This window comes from Dorea sp. AM10-31 (genome assembly GCF_003435815.1).
Lineage (GTDB): Bacteria > Bacillota > Clostridia > Lachnospirales > Lachnospiraceae > Dorea_D > Dorea_D hominis.
Map to the genome: position 1 here is coordinate 542,153 of NZ_QTUV01000002.1, position 24,476 is coordinate 566,628.

The 24,476-nt window shown below is 42.1% G+C and carries 17 protein-coding genes; 4 read left to right on the forward strand and 13 right to left on the reverse strand.

Annotation, left to right across the window (positions count from 1 at the left end; all coding sequences use genetic code 11):
- Positions 1 to 9 precede the first annotated feature (9 nt).
- From DW125_RS05730 to DW125_RS05740, 3 genes are all read right to left on the reverse strand, one after another.
- On the reverse strand, positions 10 to 627 hold the full coding sequence (locus DW125_RS05730; protein ID WP_117537363.1) for a response regulator transcription factor: 618 nt from the start codon (positions 625 to 627) through the stop codon (positions 10 to 12).
- On the reverse strand, positions 627 to 3,074 hold the full coding sequence (locus DW125_RS05735; protein ID WP_117537364.1) for an ATP-binding protein: 2,448 nt from the start codon (positions 3,072 to 3,074) through the stop codon (positions 627 to 629). Before DW125_RS05735 ends, DW125_RS05730 begins: the two co-directional genes overlap by 1 nt.
- A 68-nt stretch (positions 3,075 to 3,142) precedes the next feature.
- Positions 3,143 to 3,793, reverse strand: coding sequence for a Crp/Fnr family transcriptional regulator (locus DW125_RS05740; protein WP_117537365.1), 651 nt, complete (start codon positions 3,791 to 3,793; stop codon positions 3,143 to 3,145).
- Positions 3,794 to 3,908: 115 nt separating this feature from the next.
- On the opposite strand from DW125_RS05740, the gene DW125_RS05745 reads away from it, so the two are divergent.
- Positions 3,909 to 4,697, forward strand: coding sequence for an ATP-binding protein (locus DW125_RS05745; RefSeq protein WP_117537366.1), 789 nt, complete (start codon positions 3,909 to 3,911; stop codon positions 4,695 to 4,697).
- Positions 4,698 to 4,761: 64 nt separating this feature from the next.
- Here the strand turns inward: DW125_RS05745 and DW125_RS05750 are convergent, their stop codons facing one another.
- On the reverse strand, positions 4,762 to 6,078 hold the full coding sequence (locus DW125_RS05750; RefSeq protein ID WP_021861393.1) for a replication-associated recombination protein A: 1,317 nt from the start codon (positions 6,076 to 6,078) through the stop codon (positions 4,762 to 4,764).
- Between the two features lie 139 nt (positions 6,079 to 6,217).
- Positions 6,218 to 7,030, reverse strand: coding sequence for a polysaccharide deacetylase family protein (locus DW125_RS05755; RefSeq protein ID WP_117537367.1), 813 nt, complete (start codon positions 7,028 to 7,030; stop codon positions 6,218 to 6,220).
- Positions 7,031 to 7,405: 375 nt separating this feature from the next.
- On the opposite strand from DW125_RS05755, the gene DW125_RS05765 reads away from it, so the two are divergent.
- Positions 7,406 to 8,782 carry an MATE family efflux transporter gene (locus tag DW125_RS05765; protein ID WP_117537369.1) on the forward strand — a complete coding sequence of 459 codons (1,377 nt, stop codon included), beginning with the start codon at positions 7,406 to 7,408 and terminating at the stop codon, positions 8,780 to 8,782.
- Between the two features lie 149 nt (positions 8,783 to 8,931).
- Positions 8,932 to 9,804 carry a phosphoribosylaminoimidazolesuccinocarboxamide synthase gene (locus DW125_RS05770; RefSeq protein ID WP_117537370.1) on the forward strand — a complete coding sequence of 291 codons (873 nt, stop codon included), beginning with the start codon at positions 8,932 to 8,934 and terminating at the stop codon, positions 9,802 to 9,804.
- 57 nt (positions 9,805 to 9,861) lie between these two features.
- Here the strand turns inward: DW125_RS05770 and DW125_RS05775 are convergent, their stop codons facing one another.
- Complete coding sequence (locus tag DW125_RS05775) at positions 9,862 to 10,440, reverse strand: flavin reductase family protein (protein ID WP_117537371.1); 579 nt, start codon at positions 10,438 to 10,440, stop codon at positions 9,862 to 9,864.
- A 34-nt stretch (positions 10,441 to 10,474) separates the two neighbouring features.
- Positions 10,475 to 12,121, reverse strand: a complete 1,647-nt coding sequence (locus tag DW125_RS05780; RefSeq protein WP_117537372.1) for a putative manganese-dependent inorganic diphosphatase — start codon at positions 12,119 to 12,121, stop codon at positions 10,475 to 10,477.
- Positions 12,122 to 12,388: 267 nt separating this feature from the next.
- Between DW125_RS05780 and DW125_RS05785 the strand changes: the two genes are divergently transcribed.
- The gene (locus DW125_RS05785; protein WP_021861399.1) at positions 12,389 to 13,066 is read left to right on the forward strand and encodes a S1 RNA-binding domain-containing protein; all 678 of its coding nucleotides are present in this window, start codon (positions 12,389 to 12,391) and stop codon (positions 13,064 to 13,066) included.
- A 134-nt stretch (positions 13,067 to 13,200) separates the two neighbouring features.
- Here DW125_RS05785 and DW125_RS05790 read toward each other — a convergent pair whose 3' ends face one another.
- The 6 genes from DW125_RS05790 to gltB form a co-directional block, all read right to left on the reverse strand.
- Positions 13,201 to 15,114, reverse strand: coding sequence for an NAD(+) synthase (locus DW125_RS05790; protein ID WP_117537373.1), 1,914 nt, complete (start codon positions 15,112 to 15,114; stop codon positions 13,201 to 13,203).
- A gap of 16 nt (positions 15,115 to 15,130) precedes the next feature.
- On the reverse strand, positions 15,131 to 16,006 hold the full coding sequence (gene hslO, locus DW125_RS05795; RefSeq protein WP_117537374.1) for an Hsp33 family molecular chaperone HslO: 876 nt from the start codon (positions 16,004 to 16,006) through the stop codon (positions 15,131 to 15,133).
- A gap of 87 nt (positions 16,007 to 16,093) precedes the next feature.
- Entirely contained in the window at positions 16,094 to 16,861 is a 768-nt protein-coding gene (locus DW125_RS05800; protein WP_021861402.1) for a class I SAM-dependent DNA methyltransferase, read from the reverse strand.
- A 152-nt stretch (positions 16,862 to 17,013) separates the two neighbouring features.
- Positions 17,014 to 18,195: a coiled-coil domain-containing protein gene (locus DW125_RS05805; protein ID WP_117537375.1), complete on the reverse strand. Its 1,182-nt coding sequence runs from the start codon at positions 18,193 to 18,195 to the stop codon at positions 17,014 to 17,016.
- Between the two features lie 158 nt (positions 18,196 to 18,353).
- Complete coding sequence (locus tag DW125_RS05810) at positions 18,354 to 19,856, reverse strand: glutamate synthase subunit beta (protein WP_117537376.1); 1,503 nt, start codon at positions 19,854 to 19,856, stop codon at positions 18,354 to 18,356.
- Positions 19,857 to 19,869: 13 nt separating this feature from the next.
- Positions 19,870 to 24,405, reverse strand: a complete 4,536-nt coding sequence (gene gltB, locus DW125_RS05815; RefSeq protein ID WP_117537377.1) for a glutamate synthase large subunit — start codon at positions 24,403 to 24,405, stop codon at positions 19,870 to 19,872.
- Positions 24,406 to 24,476 lie beyond the last annotated feature (71 nt).

A 24,476-nucleotide genomic window follows, 5' to 3' on the forward strand; every position in this document is an offset into this window, starting at 1 on the left:
GAACATCCCCTATCCTTCAAACATTTTCCGCAGATCTCTTCTTTTCTCCACCTCAAGTTTTGAAAATATGCGAGTAATTACATTTTTCACATAACCATAAGAATAATGATATTCCGCCGCGATCTCCCGGTTGTCCATCCCTTTTGCAACTGCCTGCGCAATCTTCCACTCGATTGGGCTTAACACTTCCTGCATCTTTTTATACGTTTCATTCTCCTTTATTTCTTCCGTTCGTTCTTCTCTGGCCCGTCCTTCTTCATATTGTAAATGGCGTTCCACTCTTGCAAGCAGTACTTCTTTCACAAATGGTTTCACAATATAATCTACCGCGCCGGATTTTAATCCTCGCACTTCATAATCTGCATCGGAAAATCCGGTCAGGAAAATAATCGGCACACTGCCTGCCGCCGGAATCTTCTTCATCTCATTTAGTGTCTCATATCCATCCATTCCAGACATAGCAATATCCAGAAGGATCAGATCCGGGATCACGCCTTTTTCCAGAAGTGCAATCGCCTGGCTCCCGGCTTTGGCTACACTGACACTGTAAAATTCTGACAGAATCTCTTCTGCTGTCTTTAATAAAATCAGATCGTCATCCACGATCAATACATGTTTTTTCTCCATCAGTGTTCCTCCTTCCACTTTCTGAAAATACTCTCTGCTTCTTCAAAATCCAGCTCGCGGATTTTCTGTCCGATCTGTTCCAACAGCTTTCTTCTCTCCGGATCATTTTCTGTGTCCAGCAGCTTTTGATTCCAGGTGGAAGCTTCCTTCCCCTGATAACGCATCAATGCTTCCCGTAATGCTTTTTCATAGGTTTCTTTCAGGTTTATATCTGCTATGGTACTCTCTGCTTCTTCGTTTTCTCTCTGCGGTATGAGCTGCACTATTTCTTTCCGGAACTGTCTGGCTCCTTTTACCGTTCTCTCCCATTCCAGATAAAGAAGCGGCATTGCATATTTGAAATAATCCGCATCCATTTCTTTGCCATGCACTTCCATCGCCTGTGCCAGCTCTGAGAGTTCTCCTGCGCCAATTGCTTTTGCATTGCTTTTCAGTGTATGCATTTCACCGGTCAGTGCCATCAGGATCTCAGTCCTTTTCTTTTCTGTATCTGCATATTCCAGTGCTTTTTCCATTTTCTCCATCTGCCTGCGATTCGGTTCATAATAATCTGTAAAAAATTCTATCAATTTTGCATATTGATATATATTTCCATCCAGTAAATGCAGTCCTTTTTCCATCTGGATCTCACAGACTTGCAGCTGTGCTTTCAGCCGGTTGTAATCTTTTCCTGATATTTTCCATTCTTTTCGGCTGCTTTTTGTAACCAGTATATCCGGCAGATAAGCCAGAAGCAGCTCTTCCATTCTCTCCCAGCGAATCGGTTTTGATAAATAAGCGGCAAATCCTTCTTTTTCAAACATCTGCTGGATTCCACTTGTAACATCTGCCGTCAGTGCGATCACCGGAACACGGATTTCCATCTCCTTCATACGCCGAAATGTTTCCAGCCCATCCATTTCCGGCATCATATAATCAAGAAATATCATATGATAATTTCCTTTTCTGACTTTCTCGATACATTCCAAGCCACTCACTGCTGTATCTGTGCGGATCTTGGTATGTTTTAACAGTGAACAAATCACTCGCAGGTTCTCTTCCCTGTCATCCACAATAAGAACCTTTGCATCCGGTGCAACAAAAGTGCGCGCATGCTTTTCTTCTATTTCTTTCCTTGGATGCCATTCTCCGGATTTTTGTTTTCCTGCCTCTTCCAGAGGAAATGTTACCGTAAATCTGCTCCCTGTCCCGACTTCACTTTGTACTTCAACCTTTCCATCCATCTCCCGGCAGAGTTCTCTGACAATTGCCAGCCCCAGACCGCTTCCTTCAATATTTCTGTATTTTTTCACATCCACTCTGGTAAATGCATCAAATAACGTATTCATTGCTTCTTTCTCTATGCCATATCCGGTATCTTTCACAGAAAAACGGATCTTTTCGCCACATCTTTCCACCTGGAATACAATAGAACCGTTCTCCGTGTATTTCACAGCGTTACTGATCAGATTCAGCATAATCTGTTTCATATGTAAAGCATCCCCGTTTATATATTCCGGCAGCGTTTCATCTATTTTCACCTGAAACTCCAGATTTTTATTTTCCGCCTGTCCGGATCCTAACAGCCAGATTTCCTGTACAAGTGCCGAAATAGAAAATGGTTCTTTTGTAATCTTTATTTTTCCGGATTCAATTTGGGAAATATCCAGCACGTTATTGATCAATGATAACAGATAATTTCCGGATTTTTCAATTCCCTGTGCGTATTGCCTGATATCCTCCGAATCACATTCCCTGAGTATCATTTCATTCATTCCAAGCATCACATTGATCGGTGTCCGTATTTCATGACTCATATTTGCAAGGAAAACACTTTTCGCCTGATTTGCTTTCATAGCTTCTTCTCTCGCTTCTGTCAGATAGATCTGCTGCCTGTTATACAGACGGAAATGCAGGTAAGTAACTGTACCGATAGCAAGACTCGATACTGCAACGCCTACGATGGTATCAATAACGATCTCTTTCTCCGACAGAAACCAGATAACCGTCTGCGGGTATGCATAGGCAATTCCTATTGTTGCAATATAGATTATCAGTTCAATCAATACACAGCAGATCATCTGCAAACGTTCCAGCATAAATACAGTAAATAAAATTCCAAAGACATAAAAACATGGCATGCCACTTTTGTAACCGCCGCCTTTAAAAAACAGAATTGGAAACAGGATCATGAAGATCGCTATAATTGTTATAAAATAACAGAACTGATAATTTCGGCTTTTATATGCATAATATAAAAGTGAAAAAGATAAGACCGCTGTCACCCCATTGGTAAATAACAACACCGGATTTCCACTGTTCATATAAGAAAAAATACCATTCATCACACTGATCAGTACTCCCACGATCGCCAGTATATTAAACAGCCTTACACGAAACGGAAGCGCTGTATCTAAAAACAGTGATTCCAAAATATGCTGCATTTTCTTGTCTTTTCGTTCCTTCATGCGACAATCCTCCAATTTGTTCTGTTTTCAGTATAAAATACTCCCTCTGAAATCATAGTGTCTTCCGGTCACATTTCTTTTAACCAGAATTCATTCTTCCGGCAGTCCAGTATGCCTGTTTTTTTTAATTTACCAAGTTCCGCAGACATGGCACTTCTCTCCACGCAGAGATAATCGGCAAGTTCCTGTCTGTCGAAAGGAATCGTAAAATGCATACTCTGTGCCTTCTTTGCACAATCCGAAAGATACGATAACAGTTTTTCTTTTGTACTCCGTCTGGAAATATGGCTGATTTTTTCATTCAATGCAACATTTTTTATTGCCATGATCCGGACAAGGTTGCTGATGAGCCGCTGGTGAAATGTACACGACATCGGACATGTCTCGATCACTTTATTCATATTAATAAGAAGTATTCTGCAATCTGTCACCGCCATTACACTGACCGGACTCTTCTTAATTCCCGCGCAGGAAAATGCAGCCCCGTATAACTGTCCCGTTTTTACATGCTCCAGAATATTACGGTTGCCAAACACATCCTCTTCGGCAACCTGCACCATCCCTTCCAATACTAATCCCGCACCTGCAGATGATTCTTCTTCCGTAAGGATCATCTCTCCTTTTCTGTAACTTTTTTCTCTTCCATCCAGACATTTTAACATTTCTGTCAGATTTTCCTCCCGGATTCCTCCAAATAATGGAATTTCATTTATTTTCATAAAAAATCTCCTTTTGTTGGAAATACAACATCTTTTTTATTTTTATTGTAGTAGACTAAGCAAGACAAAACAAGTAAACCATTTAATTTTTATTATATGAAAAGGAGAATTTTACATGATCAGAAAAATTATTCAAATAGACGAAGAAAAATGTAACGGATGCGGTGCCTGTGCAAACGCATGCCATGAAGGTGCAATCCAGATGATCGATGGGAAAGCACGGCTGATTCGTGACGATTATTGTGACGGACTGGGCGATTGCCTTCCTGCCTGTCCGACCGATGCCATCCATTTTATAGAAAGAGAAGCTGCAGCATATGACGATGATGCTGTGAAAGAACATTTGAAGAAAAAAGGCGGCGACGCGCTTAAAAGACACCTGGATGCAAAAGAGGCTCATAAACATGACACTCCTGTCGAAAAATCTTCCCACAAAGAGAAACCATCTACTTTCACAGGCTGTCCGGGACAGCGCATCCGCTCCATCATGCACCGTAATGAAGAATCAGCTACCTCTGCTGATAATGGAACGGCTCCGGTAAGCCAGCTCAGCCAGTGGCCTGTACAGATCAAGCTTGCTCCGATCAATGCTCCTTATTTTGACGGTGCAAACCTGCTGATCGCAGCCGACTGTACTGCATACGCTTACGCTGATTTCCACAACCGTTTCATCCGCAACCGCATTACTCTCATCGGATGTCCGAAGCTGGATGCTGTCGATTACACTGAAAAACTGACCTCGATCATTGCCGGAAACGACATCAAGAGCGTTACCATTGTCCGCATGGAAGTGCCTTGCTGCGGCGGTCTGGAGTATGCCGCAAAAGAAGCTTTAAAAGCAAGCGGGAAATTCATTCCCTGGCAGGTTGTCACTGTAAATATTGACGGTTCTTTACAGAAATAATTAAAAAGGGACAGGGGGATTTTAATTTGGGACGGGGATTTTCCAGAAAATCCCCGTCCCAAATTTATTCGCGAATATATTTCATCCACGCCTGTATGTCTTTTTCATGTCCATTATCACTTGGCACATAAAACTTCTCATCTTTAATCTCATCCGGCAGATACTGCTGTTTCACATAATGTTTCGGATAATCGTGTGCATATTTGTAACCAACGCCATGTCCTAAATTTACAGAACCCTTGTAATGCGCATCCTGTAAATAAGAAGGAACTGTTGTCTTCTTCTGTTTCACATTATCCATTGCTGCAAATACCGCATTGCATGCGGAATTGCTCTTTGGAGCAGTAGCTACATACAAAACCGCCTGTGATAAAATAATCTGTGCTTCCGGCATACCGATCCGTTCTACTGCCTGTGCGGCAGACACGGCTACGGTCAGAGCCATCGGATCTGCATTTCCGACATCTTCTGACGCGCAGATCATAATTCGTCTTGCGATAAATTTGATGTCCTCTCCGGCATATAACATCTTCGCCAGATAATAGACTGCCGCATCTGGATCAGATCCTCTCATACTCTTAATGAACGCCGAGATTGTATCATAATGATTATCTCCCGTCTTATCATATTGCACGACTCGTTTCTGGATACACTCGGATGCCACATCCAGTGTAATGTGTATTTTCCCGTCTTCTTCACTTCGTTCGGTGGTCAGAATACCAAGTTCTATCGCATTAAGTGCACTTCTTGCATCTCCTCCGGCTATATCAGCAAGGAAATCCAGCGCATCTTCATCAATCTCTGCGCGGTAGCTGCCCATTCCTTTTTCCACATCATAGACTGCTCTCTGCAATAATTTCTTAATGTCTTCTTTTTTCAGCGGTTTCAGTTCGAAAATACTGGAGCGGGAGATCAACGCACCATTTACTTCAAAGTATGGATTCTCCGTTGTCGCACCGACCAGGATGATCGTACCGTCTTCCACAAACGGGAGCAGATAATCCTGCTGCCCCTTATTAAAACGGTGGATCTCATCTACGAAAAGGATCGTCTTCTTCTGATACATTCCCAGCAGTTCTTTTGCCTTCTGCACCACTGTTTCCATATCTTTCTTACCGGCAACGGTTGCATTGATCTGCGTAAATTCTGCACTTGTCGTATTGGCAATGACTTTTGCCAGTGTTGTCTTACCGGTTCCCGGCGGTCCATAAAAAATGACGGAACTTAATTTATCCGCCTTGATCGCCCGGTATAGAAGTTTGTCTTTTCCTATAATATGCTCCTGCCCGACAACTTCTTCCAACGTCGTTGGTCTGAGTCTGGATGCGAGCGGTGCTTCCTTATCCATATTTTTCTCTCTGACATAATCAAATAAGTCCATTCTTTATCGCCTCTCTATCTTATGTTTCTATCTATACATCCTGTACAGATTAACATTTCCTATTTATACTTTCTACTTCCTGTACGGATTAACTTTTTGTACTTTCTGCTTTCTATACAGTTAAAAGCTTTTCCGTTGATTAATCAATAATCAGTTCTTCTGCCGTTACAAAAGCAAATCCTCTGTCCCTGAGCTGATCAATAATCCGAAACGCAGCTTTCACAGAGGAATCATAGCAGTCATGCAATAAGATAATATCATTTTCCTTTGTCCGCGTCACTACTTTCCGCACAATTTCATCCACATTTTTCGTCGTCCAGTCGAGTGGATCTACTGTCCATAGCACCGGCATCACTTCCAGTTCCGTCTCCATCTCTTTCTTCCATGCCCCAAACGGTGGTCGCATATAAGCCACATGTTCACCTGTGATCTTACTGATCGTCTGATCTGTCTGCTCTACTTCCTGCCTCGCCTTATCTTCCGGCAGTGATGTCAGCTCGACATGATGATAGGTATGATTCCCGATCAGATGTCCTTCTTTTTTCATCCGCTTTACAATTTCCGGATAGCGCTTCACATTTTCCCCAATCAGGAAAAATGTTGCCTTAACTTTCCTCTTTTTCAGACCATCCAGCAGTTTTTTTGTGTATTTTCCACTTGGTCCATCGTCAAATGTAAGTGCCACTTTCTTTGCTTCGTTATCTTTTCTTACATAATCACTCATCTGCTGTCCATCTTCCAATTGTAACTTTCCATCTAACGAAACTGATTTTTTGCCGGCCTGCATCTTCCCGTCTGCCGGAACAGATTTATCACTGTTTTGTATGAGTCTGTCTTCCGGATGTGCTTCTTTCGCCACCGGACGCAGAGAAATTCCAAGTGCCAGACAAAGTCCCATCATATACAACAAAGCACACATCACTTTGATTTCTTTCTTCTCTCTTTTCTTCATGTTCTCCCATACCATTTGATTTGCACTTTGTAAAAATATATGTATCTGCCCAAAATCCTATGCGGCAGATTTAATGCTTGACAACCTATGTCCCCACTGCAATACCCTGTATGTATTACTTCGTGTTATGTTGTATCGTGCTGTTTTCTACTATGATGTCCGAATCAAAAGATGCCATACGAATGTACTGTACTTCATACTCCCGCAATTCTGTCCCGTATTCACATATCATAAAACTTACGCTCCACTTTTATGCTCATATCAGAGACAAAGAAAAAGTATGTTATCATATTATGTATTGTTAATTCCATCTGCAAATGCTATAATCAAATTTACGTGTACATTTACATGTTTTTATTCTAAAGGAGGATTTTTATGGTACAAACAAAACCAAAAACAACACCTGTCCATGAAAATAAAATGGGAACCATGCCGGTTCCAAAATTGCTTATCTCAATGTCACTACCGATGATGTTATCCATGCTCGTCCAGGCATTGTATAATATTGTAGACAGCATGTTCGTAGCCAAGCTAAGTGAAGACGCACTGACTGCCGTATCACTCGCTTTCCCAATCCAGACGCTGATGATCGCTGTCGCATCTGGAACCGGCGTTGGTATCAACGCACTTCTGTCCCGTAATCTTGGTGAAAAAGATTATAAAGGTGCCAATCGTGCTGCAAAAAATGGTATTTTCCTTGCTGTTTTAAGTTTTATCATATTTGCAATTATCGGCGGCATCGGTTCTCATTTTTTCTTTTCTGTCCAGACAAAAAATCCTGAGATCGTTGCTTACGGTACAGAATATTTAAGCATTATCACAATCTGTTCTTTCGGAATTTTCATGCAGATTACCTTCGAACGTCTTCTGCAGTCTACCGGAAAAACAATTTACAACATGATCACACAGGGAACCGGAGCGATCATCAATATTATTCTTGATCCGATTATGATCTTCGGTCTGTTCGGATTTCCACGACTGGAAGTTGCCGGAGCTGCACTTGCCACCATTACCGGACAGATTGTCGGTGTTATTTTAGCAGCATTTTTTAATCATACGAAAAATCATGAAATTGATATTAATATGAAAGGTTTTCGCCCTCACGGACGCACGATCGCCACTATTTACAAAGTAGGTGTTCCATCGATCATCATGCAGGCAATCACTTCCGTCATGACATTCGGTATGAATAAAATCCTGCTAATGTTCTCTTCAACTGCAACTGCTGTATTTGGTGTCTACTTTAAATTACAGAGCTTTATCTTCATGCCGGTATTCGGATTGAACAACGGTATGATTCCGATCGTTGCTTATAATTATGGTTCCAGAAATAAACACCGTATTATACAGACAGCTAAATTCAGTGTTGCGATTGCAGTGACGATTATGATGATCGGTCTTGTATTATTCCAGACCTGTCCTCGTTTCTTCCTGTTCACACTGTTTGATGCATCAGAACAGATGCTTGCTATCGGCGTACCGGCACTTCGGATCATCAGCTTAAGTTTCCTGTTCGCCGGATATAACATCATTGTCGGTTCTGTATTCCAGGCTTTGGGAAATGGGGTCTACAGCCTGATCGTTTCTCTGGCAAGACAGCTTTTTGCGATTCTACCGATTGCTTATATTTTCGCAATCCTGTTTGGACTGCATGCTGTCTGGTGGGCAATTCCTATCGCTGAGATTGTCTCACTCATCACGTCAACGATTCTGTTAAAAAGAATTTACCGTCTGAAAATCGCACCTCTTTAAAAGAGGTGCTTTCTTTTTCCTTATACGGATACTTTTGTGCATGAATTGTTTTTCTTACAGTTCATTATCAAATAACTTGACATTATACTACAAAGAGTGATACGGTTACTGTGATATTTTTCAAAAAATTCAATAACGAGGTGTAAACAATGCAGGAATTAAAGCCAATCAAAGAAGGTAAAGTACGTGAGATTTATGACAATGGAGACAGTCTGATCATGGTTGCTACAGACCGCATCAGTTGTTTCGATGTGATTTTACACAATGAGGTTACAAAGAAAGGATCTGTTCTCACACAGATGTCCAAATTCTGGTTTGATATGACAGAAGATATTCTTCCAAACCACATGATCTCAGTTGACGTAAATGATATGCCGGAATTTTTCCAGAATGAGAAATATGCCGGTAAATCCATGATGTGCAAGAAGCTCCACATGCTTCCGATTGAATGTATCGTCCGCGGATATATCACAGGAAGTGGCTGGGCAAGCTATCAGGAGAATGGAACTGTTTGCGGAATCAAGCTGCCGGAAGGATTAAAAGAATCCGACAAACTGCCGGAACCAATCTACACTCCGTCTACCAAGGCTGAAATCGGTGATCACGACGAGAATATTTCTTTTGAACAGAGTATTGCTCACCTGGAAAAATATTTCCCAGGAAAAGGTCGTGAATATGCCGAACTGCTTCGTGACAGCACTATCGCGTTATATAAAAAATGTGCAGAATATGCATTAAGTAAAGGAATCATCATTGCAGATACCAAATTTGAATTTGGTCTTGACGAGAATGGTAGCCTTGTTATCGGTGATGAGATGCTCACACCGGACAGCTCCCGCTTCTGGCCGGCAGACGGTTATGAGCCGGGACATGGGCAGCCGTCTTTCGACAAACAGTTTGCCCGTGACTGGCTGAAAGCAAATCCGAACAACGACTGGACACTCCCTCAGGAGATCGTTGACAAAACGATCGAGAAATATCTGCAGGCATACAAGATGCTCACAGGTGAAGACCTTGCTTAATTTTAGAAGCATACGTAAAAACAGATCCCTCTGATAGAAGGATCTGTTTTTATTATATTATTTTATTCTATTTTTCTTCTTCACACTATAGCCAAATGTTCCAAGCTTCTTTCCCAGCGAATAATACTCTCCATGGGAATATGTCAGCAGTCTGCTGGAGGCAAGATCAAATTTTCCATTCTCCTGCATATATCTGTCATCTACCTGAACAGCCTGTACTTTCGCCGTGAACATGTGATGTGAACCGAGTTCCAGTATCTGATCCACCTTACACTCAATATTCACCGGGCTTTCTTTAATACACGGTGAATATTGTAATGTCTCGCTTTTGCCACGGGTAAGTCCCATCTCTTTCCATTTATCTACATCCCTGCCGGAACGAACACCACACCAGTCTGTTGCCCTTGCCAGTTCCTCCGTCGTCAGATTTACAACAAATTCTCCGCTTTCTTTAATCATATGATAAGAATAGCGCTCCGGACGCACGGATATATAGAGCATAGCCGGATTCGTACAGATCGTTCCCGTCCATGCAACGGTAATAATATTGTCTTCTCCGTTCTTATCTGCTGTACTAACCATAACTGCCGGAAGCGGGTAAACCATATTGCCCGGTTTCCATATCTGTTTTGCCATCTTCTCCTCCTGTATCAGATCATTTCTATATATCTTATTGTTGTAATGTCTCCACCAGTGCCGGGATCAGCTGTTTCTTTCTGGAAACAACTCCCGGAAGGATAATATCCTGTGTATCCTCCGGCAGATCAAATGCTGCTGTAATATGTGCTTTTGCATTTGCTCCACAACAGAGTAATTCTGTTGACTCATTCAAAATATCTGTCAGCATATAGTAGATCATATGGAGATTCTGCTTCTCCAGCACCTGTTCCAGATGCGGTTCCAGCACTTCTTTGATCTCCTTAAGTTCTTCTCCGCTCATGGAATTGATCTGTCCGACACCAAATACGACGTCATTTACCGTAAACTGTTTGAAATCCTGGAAGCAGATCTCTTCCGGCGTCTTGCCTTTCATGCTGCTACCTGCATTAAACATTTCTTTCGCAAGCTCTTCCATATCGACTCCGGCGATCTTTGCAAGTTTCGCCGCCGCTTTCTCATCAATGGATGTGCAGGTCGGTGAACGGAACAGCAATGTATCGGAAATAATCGCTGAACAGAGAAGACCTGCAATCTTCGGTGAAATGGAGATTTCTTCCTCTCTGTACATCTGATAAACGATCGTCGCCGTACAGCCTACCGGCTGATTCCGGAAAAATACCGGTCCTGTTGTCTCAATATTGCCCAGTCTGTGATGGTCAATGATCTCTACAATCTCTGCTTCTTCCAGCCCATCTACAGCCTGTGATTTCTCATTGTGATCTACAAGGATCACTTTCTTCTTGCTTGCATCCATAAAACGACGTCTGGAAATGAATCCACGGAATCTGCCATGTCTGTCAAGGATCGGAAAATCACGGAATTTTGTCTTCGTCATAACTTCCTTAATCTCATCTACATAATCATTCATATGAAATGCAACCAGAGGTCCTTTACTCATAAAAAACTTCACCGGTATACTCTGATTGATCAGACGGGCTGTTGTAAATGTATCATGCGGTGTACTGATAATCACAATACTCTGTTCTTCTGCTCTGCGGAGCATCTCCGAAGAAACTTTCGCGTTCTGACATACAACAATACAGCTCGCATCAATATTGATCGCACACTCCTGTGCTTCATCACGGTTTCCAAGGATTACCAGATCATCCCGTTCGATAAACTCCTTCATCAAATTCGGATCCGATGCTCCGATCGTTACTTTTCCTTTGGTAAAATGTCCATGTTCATTTCCCGTAAGTAATGTACCATCCAATGTACGGATAATATTCCTATACTGCGTCCTTGCTCTTGCCAAAATGTTACTGTCATAAACATCCATATAAGATGTCGCAATATCTCCGGTAGAGATCACTCCTACCAGTTCGTCTTCCTTCAATACCGGAACCGTCTTGATATTATTTTCTTTCATCTTTGCCCATGTATCTTTAATTGAAACATTCGGTGCAACCCCTTCAATCTTATGAATATCAAGATCTTTCGCCTGTAATTTGACATTTTTCAAAAGATCCGGCGCTTTCACATTAAATTTAGACAATATATACTGTGTTTCTTCGTTCACCTGACCTGCACGTTTTGCAACATACTCATCCCCTGTCAGTTTCTTTTTCAACTCTGCATATGCAATTGCGGAACAAATGGAATCGGTATCCGGATTCTTATGTCCGACCACATACACTTTTCCAGTCTTTTTTCCCATCTATCTCTCTCCAAACTTTCGTTAATATTATATTTTATGATATTTTTAGCGCATTCCTTGCTTCTTTTTATATCATATATTTTTCATAAGTTCACTAGTTAGATTGCCATTTTTTTTTCGTTTCGTCAACTATTTCTTGCATACAGACGCAAAATCCTTGCACATTTTTTGAAACAACGGTCATTTTTATGTTATACTGTATACAGTTTCTATCGCCATATAGAAAAAACGTTTATCAAAATCATGTCAGGAAGGAACAAAAAAACTATGAGTGAAGAATTAATGAAAGAAGACAACAACTTAACAATGGCAGATCTGGAAGATCATTTTGACGATGCCAATCCTTGGAATGTCGTAAAAAGATATCTCGAGAAGAAAACTATACTACCTGTTAAGATTGAGGGGATCGTCAACGGTGGAGCAATTGCTATGGTAGAAGGACTGCGCGGATTCATTCCGGCTTCCAGATTATCTTTATCTTACATTGACGATCTGGAATCTTATCTTCTGAAAGATATTGAAGTCCAAGTCATTGACGTTGACCAGGCTGAAAATAAATTAGTCCTCTCTGCCCGCGAACTTCTGAAAGAAAAAGAACGCAAAGCAAAAGAAGAGAAGATTTCAAATCTGCAGGTTGGCGCTGTTATGACAGGTACCGTAGACAGTTTACAGACTTACGGTGCATTTATCCAGCTTGAGGACGGTCTTTCCGGATTGGTTCACATTTCTCAGATCAGTCAGAAACGTATCAAATCTCCAAAAGATGTCCTGAATGTCGGGGATGAAGTTCAGGTCAAAGTAATCGGTATCAAAGATGGTAAGATCAGTCTCAGCATGAAAGCGCTGGAAGAAGTTGAAGAAGAGCCGGTTGAAAAAGTCGAGATTCCAAAAGCGGAAGAGATTGGAACAAGCCTTGGAGATCTCTTCAAGAATATCCAGTTATAATCTCATCTCCACGCTCTTTAATGAAATTCAGTTTCCTAATTACAATCGAATAGACTGACTCATTATATAAGGTACAAAAAAGGTTTCGCTCACAACTGTGAATGAAACCTTTTTTATTATATTTCTCTATGTGTTTATTCCATCTCATCGAGATTTTTAAGCCATCCGGCTACGCACGCATCACTTGGCATTCTCCAGTCACCTCTCGGTGATAATGCAACCGTACCAACTTTCGGTCCGTCTGGCAGGCAAGAACGCTTAAACTGCTGTGCAAAGAATCTCCAGCAGAAGGTACGAAGCCATTTATAAATCGTCTCATTATCATACTCTCCTGCAAAGGCTTCTTTGGCGATCCTGTAGATTTTTGACGGTTCGTATCCGAACCGAAGCATATAATAAAGATAGAAATCATGCAGTTCGTAAGGACCTACCAGGTCTTCTGTTTTCTGTGAAATCTCGCCGTCTTTTGGTGGCAGAAGTTCCGGGCTTACCGGTGTGTCTAATACATCATACAGAATCTCTTTAAGTTCCTGATCCTCACAGGTATCTGCATAATAATGAACCAGATGACGAACTAACGTCTTTGGAACGGAAGCGTTGACACCATACATGGACATATGATCGCCATTATATGTTGCCCATCCAAGAGCAAGCTCCGACATATCTCCAGTTCCTATTACCATGCCTCCTGCCGCATTGGCAATATCCATCAACACCTGTGTACGCTCACGTGCCTGTGAATTCTCATAAGTAACACTGTGATCCTCCGGATCATGCCCGATATCTTTAAAATGCTGTTCTACCGAAGCTGCGATCGGTACTTCCTTAAGTGTCGCTCCAAGCTTCTTCGACATCTTACATGCATTCTGATAAGTCCTGTCTGTTGTACCAAAGCATGGCATTGTGACCGCTGTAATTCCACTTCTGTCCATGCCAAGTGCATCAAATGCCTTCGCTGTCACAAGAAGTGCCAGTGTCGAATCCAATCCTCCGGAAATACCTACTACTGCACTCTTTGCATGTGTATGTGCCAGGCGTTTCTTAAGTCCCATCGCCTGAATGGTAAGGATTTCTTCACATCTTCTGGCTCTCTCGCCCTCTTCTCCCGGCACAAACGGTCTGGAATAAAATGTTCTCGTAAGCTTTGTCTCCTGTATCTTCATATCAAACGGAACACGCATAAGCTTTCTGTCTTCCACAAGCTGGAATGTCGTATTCTTCCGTCTCTCACTGAGCAGACGTTTTATATCTATCTCTGTATAAATAACATTATTTACAAAACGTTGTCCCATTGCAAGAGTTGTTCCGTTCTCAGCGATAATATTATGTCCGCCAAACACAACATCTGTCGTAGATTCGCCTTCTCCGGCATTGGCATAAATATAACCGCACAAAAGTCTTGCAGACTGCCCCTCGATCAGATTCTTTCTGTATGTTGCCTTTCCGATCGTCTCATCACTTGCTGAGCAGTTCACGATCAGGACGGCACCTTCTCTTGCTGCCTGGATGCTTGGCGGAACCGTACTCCATACATCCTCACAGATCTCTGCAGCAATCACAAGCGACTGCATCTCTTCTGCCACAAAAAGGATCTGTGGTCCAAACGGAATCATCTTACCGTCAAAAGAAATCATTCTTGCTTCCTTCGGACCCGCGCAGAACTGGCGCATCTCATAAAATTCACCGTAATTCGGCAGAAATGTCTTCGTCGTAAATCCAAGAATATGTCCATGGTTCACTGCCGCCGCAACATTATACAACTCACCGTCTACAGCTAACGGCATTCCGATAAAGAATATACCATCCTTATTACCGGTATGTGTCGCAATCTTCTGCAATCCTTTCTTTGCATTTTCCAGCAACAGATCCTGTGTAAATAAATCTCCACACGTATATCCGGTAATACATAATTCCGGAAATACAACTACTTTTGCTTCCTCTTCTGCTGTCTCATCGATCAGTCGACAGATCTGCTCTGTATTATACTCTACATCTGCAACCCGGATATCCGGTGTCGCTGCTGCAACTTTCACGAATCCATGTTTCATTTTCTTTCGCCTGCCTTTACTTACTTCTCTTTAAAATATTTTTCAGTTCCTCTACACTGTAATGATAAGCGGTATTACAAAAATGACATTTGACTTCAATTGGTTTGCCATCATTGATCATTTCCTGAATATCTTTTTTACCTACACTTGCCACAGCCTGCTCCACACGCTCCTTGGAACAGTTGCAATAAAATCGTGTCGGCATTGTATCCGTAATTTCCAGACCGACATTGCCAAGCAGTTCTTCTAACAGCTGTTCCGGAGTATAGCCTTTGTCCAGAAGTTCTGTCACGGAAGTCACATGTTTTAAGTTCTCTTCAATCTGGCTTATTGTTGCATCCTCTGCAAATGGCATCATCTGGATAATAAATCCACCTGCAGTCTTAACTGTATTGTCCTTTTTCATCAATACTCCCAGACCTACTGAAGACGGTACCTGTTCCGAATTTGCAAAATAATAAGTCAGATCTTCTGCGATCTCACTGCTCACCAGAATCGTCTGTCCGGAGTATGGTTCTTTCAGTCCCATGTCTTTAATAACCTGCAAAAGTCCGATACCTACTGCTCCGCCAACATCCAGTTTACCATTCTTTGGTGGAAGCATCACATCCGGATTCTCAACATATCCTTTTACATCTCCCTTGCTGTCTGCTGTTACGGTAATCCCACCGATTGGTCCGTCTCCGCGTACCTGTAATGTCAGCATGTCTGTCTCATTCTTCATCATACTTCCCATCATCGTACCTGCTGTCAGCAGACGTCCAAGCGCTGCTGTCGCAACCGGACTTGTTCCATGGTGCTGTCTGGCTTCTTCTACTATCTCTCTCGTAATTGCAGCAAAAGCACGTACCTGTCCGTTTGCTGCTGTTGCTCTTACAATATAATCTTTCATACTTAACATCCTTTTCTAATCTTATCTTCTAAACTTACCTTCTCGTTTGATTTTCTTATTATCCTCTGACATTCCACGTTCATGGAATCATCTTACCATCTTCTGACATTCCTGTGCTACAACACAGATCCTCTGGCTTGTATAAAGCGGTGCATCCTGCGTATATGCATCATAAGCGCCCAGATATGACAGTCCTGCTTTTTCAAGCAGTGTCTTTATCTTCTCCAATGTATATGCTTTCTGATAATGTACTTCCTGATATTTGCGATACAATTCCGGATCCTCTGCACTTCTTACAAATAAAGACAGTTCATATTCATTAATCCGGTCTTCCTCATCATAATAATTATCCCAGATAAAACTGCATTCATCCCGGTCTTCTGCAAATACATTATCCGCAAGGATCTTCTGATATTTGTATTCTGTATTAAAATCAAACACGAAAATTCCGCCTGGATCGAGATAATTATTTACCAGCCGGAAAACTTCTTCCAGTTCGCTCTCCTCTGTAATATAGTTCACACTGTCACATACACTCACAACTGCGCGGACCGTTCCATATAATTCAAACTCACGCATATCCTGCAACAGATAAAGGATATCTTTTCCACTTTCTACTCTTTTATCCAGCGCAATTTCCAACATATCTTCGGAATTATCCACACCGATCATATCATATCCTCTGTCATTCAGGATCTCAGTCATTGTTCCGGTCCCACATCCCAGTTCCAGTACCAGTCCGTCTTTAATCCCATATTGTTCTAATACCTTCAGCAAATATTCTGCCCATTCTTCGTATGGAACATTATCCATGAATGTATCATAAACTTCTGCAAAATTCGTATATGCCTTCATTGATGCGCTCCTTTCTTCTGTCACAAGCTTTCCATATTATAACATAAGCATTAAACTTTTCAAATAGTTACTGCCAAAAGAAATGCTCACCACAACTGTTGTGATGAGCATTTTCTATTATACATGTTCATATATATTACAATCCAGACTCTTTAAGGTCTGCGTACATACCACATTCCGGACTGTACACTGGATACCTTAACAACGTCTCCTGTATGTGGTGCATGGATCATCTGTCCTCCACCAATATAAATTCCTACATGGCCAGAACGTACACATACGTCTCCCGGCTTTGGATTGCTTACACGTGGCCATCCTGCAAATGTACCTGATGTACCGATACGTGCATACCGTCCTGTCAGACAATAACTTACGAAACCGGAACAGTCAAATGTGTTCGGTCCGCACGCGCCCCATACATATGGGCACCCAAGCTTTCCGTACGCACGGCTTACAACTGCGCTTCCTGAAGAATAATGTCCACCGCTGTTACCACCGCTATTATTACCACTGTTATTGCTTCCGCCATTATTGTTGCTTCCGCCATTATTGTTGCTTCCACCGTTATTCTTGTTGCCACTGTTGCTGTTTCCGCTATTGCCGCTTCCACCGTTGTTCTTATTACCGCTGTTACTGTTATTATTGCTTGTATTGTTCTTGTTGCTGCCGCTTGTCTTCTGAGCCGCCGCTGCTGCAGCTGCTTCCTGACGCTGTTTTGCTTCGGCTGCTTTCGCTGCCGCTTCAGCCGCTTTCTGAATCTCGGAATCCAAATCTGCAACTTCTGACTTCTTGGAAGTCAGCACTTTATCAAGATCATCCTGTTTTGTTTCGAACTGTGTCTGCTTCTTCTCCAGACTCTTCTGTTCTTTCTCAAGGTTCGTCTTCAGAGTTGCAACTTTCTTCTTTGTAGCAACATACTCAGCCAGTTTCTTTCTGTCATAATTATGTACATTCGTAACATACTCGGCTTTGTTTACCATATCAGAGAAGTTCGTAGAGCTTACCAGTGTCTCGAAAAATGTACTGTCGCCCTCTTCATACATATACTTAATACGAAGCTTCATATCCTCGTACTGTTTCTTCTCATCTTTCTTAGCCTGCGTCAGATCCTTTGATGTTGTCTCGATCTTCTCACCTGTTACAACCAGCTCATCTTCCAGATTATTGATTTTCTCAATAATGCCTGTCAACTGTGTCTGCAATGAATCAACCTGTTTCTGTGCTGCCTTTTTATTCTGTTTTAAATCTTTTACCGAAGGTGCTGCCATTACAGGTGTCACGATCATCGAACTGGTCACTACAACTGATAATAGTTTCACTCCAAATTTTTTCATTATATCATCCTTTTTCTTTACATTTCTTTAATTCCAATTTGACATAGTATCACTATCTAGGGACGATTATACTCTATAAAAAACAATTTTGCAATAACTTTTAATAATTTTGTAACATTTACCAGAACTCTTATCTGAAAAGAAGATCGAATACACTCCTACTGGATATTCAGATTTGTATATCCCATCAGGCTCTTATCAACAGCCTCAGCCACTTCTCTTCCTTCACGGATCGCCCATACGACAAGTGATTGTCCGCGGTGCATATCGCCTGCTGTAAATACATGTTCTGCACTGGTCTTATATTCTCCCGGATTCGTACTTACATTCGTTCTCGCATTTACTTCTACGCCAAATGCTTTCGTAATATAAGATTCACTTCCCAGAAATCCTGCTGCGATCAGCACCAGATCGGTCTCCACCTCATATTCGCTGCCTGGTATTTCCACCATCATACGTCTTCCGGTTTTTGCATCCTGTTTTGATTCAAGCTTTACCAGAATTGCCTTGCAGACACGTCCGTTTTTATCTTTGACAAATTCTTTTACGGTTGTCTGGTATACTCGCGGATCCTGTCCGAATACTGCTGCTGCCTCCTGCTGCCCATAATCGGTCTTGCAGACTCTCGGCCACTCCGGCCACGGATTCATCTCTGTTCTCTGATCCGGTGCTTTCGGCATCATTTCCAGTTGTAAAACAGATGCCGCACCATGGCGCATGGATGTTCCAACACAGTCATTTCCGGTATCTCCACCGCCGATAACCATAACTTTTCTTCCTTTGGCTGAAATATAAGTGCCTTCTTTTAATTCATGTTCAGGATTTGCCCAGAGTGCTTTCGTCGTAGATTTAAGAAAATCCACTGCAAAATAAATACCATCGGCTTTTCTTCCCGGAACTTTGATATCTCTTGGGTTGGACGCACCACAGCATAAGATTACACGGTCAAACTCCTTCAATATAGAAGAAGCCCGTTTATCTTTTCCGATATTGCAACTTGTCTGAAAAATCACACCTTCCTCTTCCATAATCTTTATCTTCCGATCGATAATCTGTTTTTCCAATTTCATATTCGGAATTCCATAGCGGAGAAGTCCTCCAACTTTGTCTTCCCTTTCAAAAACAGTGACATGATGTCCGCGACGGTTCAGAAGATCTGCTGCCGCCAGTCCGGACGGTCCGGAACCAACAATTGCAACTTTTTTTCCGGTGCGTACTTTCACCAGTCTTGCATCCGCATATCCCATTTTATACGCATGTTCTATGATGCCATATTCATTAGATTTTGTCGCTACTGCGTCTCCGTTCAATCCACATGTGCAGGCTGCCTCGCAAAGCGCCGGACATACTCTTGATGTAAATTCCGGGAAATTATTTGTTTTCTTTAATCTATAGTACGCTTCTTCCCAGTTCCCGTGATACAAAAGATCATTCCACTCCGGAATCAGATTATGTAACGGGCATCCACTCGCCATTCCCATGATCATCTGACCGAACTGACAGAATGGTACACCACAGGACATACATCTTGCTCCCTGAATTTTCTGTTCTTCTTCCGATAATGGTTTATAAAACTCTTTAAAATTCCGGATTCGCTCCTTTGGCGCCTCTGCTTTCTTATCCTGTCTGTCATATTCCATAAATCCTGTTGCTTTTCCCATTTTGTGCGCCTCCTTATCTTCCTTCTTTGATCATGTAAAAAGCTTCGATTTTTGCCTGTTCACTGCTCATTCCCTGCTCTTCTAACTGGAGGATCGTTGTCATCATCTTCTCATAGTCAGCAGGAATGATCTTTTTGAATTTTGGAAGATAATCTGTGAAATGTTCCAGAATTTTTTTACCAATTTCTGAATTCGTATAAGCAACATGTTCTTCAATCATTGTTTTCAGTTCTTCTACATCCATCTTTGCTGTAACATGTTCAATATTTACAAGCTGTTTATTTACACTCAGATAGAGGTCATTATCTTCATCCAGCACATAAGCAACTCCGCCACTCATACCTGCCGCGAAGTTTTTACCAGTTTTCCCAAGAACTGCTACACGTCCTCCGGTCATATATTCACAGCCATGGTCGCCTACACCTTCCACAACTGCTGTCGCACCGGAATTGCGGACTGCAAAACGCTCGCCTGCCATACCATTGATGTATGCTTTACCACTTGTGGCTCCGTAAAGTGCAACGTTTCCAATAATGATATTATCTTCGTGTTTGTATTTCACTCCTGTCGGCGGATATACGATCAGTTTACCGCCGGATAATCCTTTGCCAAAATAATCATTGCTGTCACCTGTAAGTTCCAGTGTCAGTCCTTTTGGAATAAATGCGCCAAAAGACTGACCGCCTGCGCCTTTGCACTTGATCACATAGCTGTCTTCATCCAGTCCTTCCGGATAACGTCTTGTAATCTCCGATCCGAAAATAGTACCAAATGTTCGATTGGTATTCGCAACGTCAATTTCGAGAACCCGTTTTTGTTTTTTCTCCAGTGCCGGAAGTAATTCTTTTATAAGTACCTTCTCGTCCAGTGTTTTTTCCAGCTCAAAATTGAAAACTTTCTTTGGATTAAAGGTCATTGGCACTGTCTTTTTATCATACGGATTATAAAGAATTTTACTTAAATCCAGGGTTTCTGCACGTTCAGACACCGGTACATCTTTTACTTTGAGGAGTTCTGTTCTTCCTACCAGTTCGTCAATCGAACGGACACCCAATTTTGCCATGTATTCCCTCAGATTCTGCGCCATAAAACGCATAAAGTTCACAACATATTCCGGTTTCCCGGTAAAACGTTTACGAAGCTCTGGATTCTGGGTTGCTACTCCTACCGGGCAGGTATCCAGATTGCAGACACGCATCATAACGCATCCCATTGTGACCAGCGGTGCTGTGGCAAATCCAAATTCTTCTGCCCCTAAAATAGCTGCGATTGCAACATCACGCCCACTCATTAATTTTCCATCTGTCTCGATCCGCACACGCTCTCTTAACCCATTGGCGATCAATGTCTGATGCGTTTCTGCAAGTCCCAGTTCCCACGGAAGTCCAGCATTATGAATCGAACTTCTTGGCGCCGCACCTGTTCCTCCGTCATATCCGGAGATCAGGATCAGACCTGCACCGGCTTTTGCAACACCGGCTGCGACTGTTCCAACACCGGCTTCGGATACAAGTTTTACTGAAATTCTTGCATCTTTATTTGCATTTTTACAATCGTAGATCAACTGTGCCAGATCTTCGATAGAATAAATATCATGATGTGGCGGTGGTGAAATCAGGCTTACCCCCGGCGTTGAATGTCTGGTCTTTGCGATCCACGGATATACTTTTCCTCCCGGAAGATGTCCACCTTCGCCCGGTTTTGCGCCCTGTGCCATTTTAATCTGGATTTCATTTGCGCTGACTAGATAACGGGATGTTACGCCAAATCTTCCAGACGCTACCTGCTTGATTGCAGAACAACGGTTTGTATCCAGACGTTCAATTTCTTCGCCACCTTCACCACTGTTTGATTTTCCATGGAGCTGATTCATAGCTATTGCCAGTGTCTCATGCGCCTCTTTGGAAATAGAACCGTAAGACATTGCTCCTGTCTTAAATCTTGTTACGATATCATCTACGCTCTCAACTTCTTCAATCGGAACGCCTTCTTCCGGGTAATTGAAGTCGAGTTGTCCACGCAAATTGATCTTTTCTCCTTCTGCATTGACCATCTCCGTATATTTCCGGAACATTTCATAATCACCACGTCTGGTTGACTGTTGCAGCATGTGGATTGTCTGCGGATTGTACAGATGTTCTTCGCCACCGCTCTTGGATTTATGATGCCCGACACTATCCAGTGTCAGCTCCACTTCCAGTCCAAGCGGATCAAATGCACGGGAATGTCTCGCACTGTAATCTTCCGATATTTCTTCAATTCCGATTCCTCCGACACGGCTGACCGTATCTGTAAAATATTTATCAATAAAACACTCTTTCAAACCGATCGCTTCAAAGATTTTTGCACCCTGATAAGACTGAATGGTGGAAATTCCCATCTTGGAGGCAATCTTTACAATTCCGCTGATAACCGCATGGTTATAATCGTCAACTGCAGCATAATAATCTTTCTGCAACATATCAGTATCAATAAGCTGGCGTATTGTCTCATGTGCAAGATACGGATTGATCGCACATGCACCATAGCCAAGCAGTGTTGCAAAATGATGGACTTCTCTCGGTTCTCCTGTTTCCAGAATAATAGCCACGGAAGTTCTCTTCTTTGTCCGTACCAGATGCTGCTGAAGTCCTGACAATGCAAGAAGTGACGGCATTGCCACATGATATTCGTCCACACCACGGTCGGAAAGAATCAGAATATTGGTTCCTTCACGGATTGCACGATCTACTTCGATAAATAAGTAATCCATCGCCTTTTCCAGACTGGAATTTTTATAATAAGTGATCGGGATCTCTGTAACCTGGAAACCTTCTGTTTTCATATTTTTAATTTTCAGCAGGTCTGTATCGGTAAGAATTGGATTATTTACCTTTAACATTTTACAGTTTTCTGCTTTTTCTTCCAACAGGTTGCCATCCTCACCAATATATACGGTTGTAGATGTTACGACTTCTTCACGGATTGCATCAATCGGTGGATTAGTAACCTGTGCAAATAACTGTTTAAAATATCCGAACAGATTCTGAGATTTCTGTGAAAGAACGGCAAGTGGGGCATCCATTCCCATGGCTCCAGTGCTTTCTGTTCCATTTTTCGCCATATTTAAAATAGAAGTCTTCACATCTTCATAAGAGTAACCGAATGCTTTCTGTAATCTTCCGAGTTCCTCCTCTGAATATGTCTCAATTTTCTGATTCGGTATTTTTAAATCTTTTAACTCGATCAAATTGCTGTCCAGCCATTCTCCATACGGCTGTCTTCTTGCATAAGATTCTTTCAGTTCATCGTCATCAATCACTTTACCTTTTATTGTATCCACAAGAAGCATCTTGCCCGGATGCAGACGCTCTTTAACAATGATCTTAGACGGATCAATATCAAGTACACCTACTTCAGAAGATAGGATCAACGTATCGTCTTCCGTAATATAATATCTGGAAGGACGTAATCCATTCCGGTCCAGTACTGCTCCCATGCAGTCGCCGTCACTGAACAGAATAGATGCCGGTCCGTCCCATGGCTCCATCATTGTTGCATAATACTGATAGAAATCTTTTTTCTTCTGTGACAGATTTTTTGTATTTGCCCATGGCTCCGGAATCGCGATCATCACTGCCAGTGGCAGTTCCATTCCGCTCATTACCATAAATTCGATGGCATTATCAAGCATCGCGGAATCGGATCCGGATGTATTGATCGCCGGAAGAACTTTATGCAATTCTCCTTTCAGGCACTCAGATTCCATGTTTTCTTCTCTGGCACGCATCTTATCCGCATTACCACGAATTGTATTGATCTCTCCATTATGTACGATGAACCGGTTCGGATGTGCTCTCTCCCAGCTCGGATTTGTGTTTGTACTGAATCTGGAATGTACCAGTGCAATTGCAGATTCATAGTCTTTATCCTGCAGATCCGCAAAAAAAGAGCGAAGCTGTCCGACAAGGAACATACCCTTATACGCAATTGTCCTACTTGAAAGAGACGCTACATAAGTATCATCACTGCTCTGCTCAAAGACTCTTCTTACAACATACAAACGTCTGTCAAAATCAATTCCCTGCGCAATATGCTCCGGTCTTTCAATAAATCCCTGCATAATGCATGGCATACAAGCTGCTGCACGGCTTCCAAGTACTTCCTCTTTTACCGGTACCTGTCTCCATCCCAGGAAATTCATTCCTTCCTTTCTGACAATAACTTCAAAAATCTTCTTTGCCTGTTCTCTTTTCAGTTCATCCTGCGGGAAGAAAAACATTCCCACACCATAATCTCTCTCAGAACGTAAAAGGATGCCGAGAGGTTCACAGACTTTGGAGAAAAACTTATGTGAAATCTGTAATAGAATTCCAACTCCATCACCTGTTTTACCTTCGGCATCCTTGCCAGCTCTATGTTCTAAATTTTCTACAATCTTAAGTGCATCTGCTACCGTGTTATGGGATTTCCTGCCCTTGATATTAACGATTGCACCGATACCACAGTTATCATGTTCAAACTCTGTGCGATACAAACCGGTATGCAGATTCTGCTTCTGCTCATACATACCTTTTCTTTCCTTTCTTATTTTTGTCCTACTATACTACAATTTTTCCAGCTTGTAAACCTCTTTTTTTC

Coding starts and splice junctions, on each gene's coding strand:
- DW125_RS05805 (WP_117537375.1), bottom strand. CDS start 18,195: ATGAAAAAATTTGGAGTGAAACTATTATCAGTTGTAGTGACCAGTTCG.
- hslO (WP_117537374.1), bottom strand. CDS start 16,006: ATGAAAGATTATATTGTAAGAGCAACAGCAGCAAACGGACAGGTACGT.
- DW125_RS05785 (WP_021861399.1), top strand. CDS start 12,389: ATGAGTGAAGAATTAATGAAAGAAGACAACAACTTAACAATGGCAGAT.
- DW125_RS05755 (WP_117537367.1), bottom strand. CDS start 7,030: ATGAAGAAAAGAGAGAAGAAAGAAATCAAAGTGATGTGTGCTTTGTTG.
- DW125_RS05770 (WP_117537370.1), top strand. CDS start 8,932: ATGCAGGAATTAAAGCCAATCAAAGAAGGTAAAGTACGTGAGATTTAT.
- DW125_RS05765 (WP_117537369.1), top strand. CDS start 7,406: ATGGTACAAACAAAACCAAAAACAACACCTGTCCATGAAAATAAAATG.
- DW125_RS05740 (WP_117537365.1), bottom strand. CDS start 3,793: ATGAAAATAAATGAAATTCCATTATTTGGAGGAATCCGGGAGGAAAAT.
- gltB (WP_117537377.1), bottom strand. CDS start 24,405: ATGTATGAGCAGAAGCAGAATCTGCATACCGGTTTGTATCGCACAGAG.
- DW125_RS05790 (WP_117537373.1), bottom strand. CDS start 15,114: ATGAAACATGGATTCGTGAAAGTTGCAGCAGCGACACCGGATATCCGG.
- DW125_RS05775 (WP_117537371.1), bottom strand. CDS start 10,440: ATGGCAAAACAGATATGGAAACCGGGCAATATGGTTTACCCGCTTCCG.
- DW125_RS05810 (WP_117537376.1), bottom strand. CDS start 19,856: ATGGGAAAAGCAACAGGATTTATGGAATATGACAGACAGGATAAGAAA.
- DW125_RS05745 (WP_117537366.1), top strand. CDS start 3,909: ATGATCAGAAAAATTATTCAAATAGACGAAGAAAAATGTAACGGATGC.
- DW125_RS05730 (WP_117537363.1), bottom strand. CDS start 627: ATGGAGAAAAAACATGTATTGATCGTGGATGACGATCTGATTTTATTA.
- DW125_RS05780 (WP_117537372.1), bottom strand. CDS start 12,121: ATGGGAAAAAAGACTGGAAAAGTGTATGTGGTCGGACATAAGAATCCG.
- DW125_RS05735 (WP_117537364.1), bottom strand. CDS start 3,074: ATGAAGGAACGAAAAGACAAGAAAATGCAGCATATTTTGGAATCACTG.
- DW125_RS05800 (WP_021861402.1), bottom strand. CDS start 16,861: ATGAAGGCATATACGAATTTTGCAGAAGTTTATGATACATTCATGGAT.
- DW125_RS05750 (WP_021861393.1), bottom strand. CDS start 6,078: ATGGACTTATTTGATTATGTCAGAGAGAAAAATATGGATAAGGAAGCA.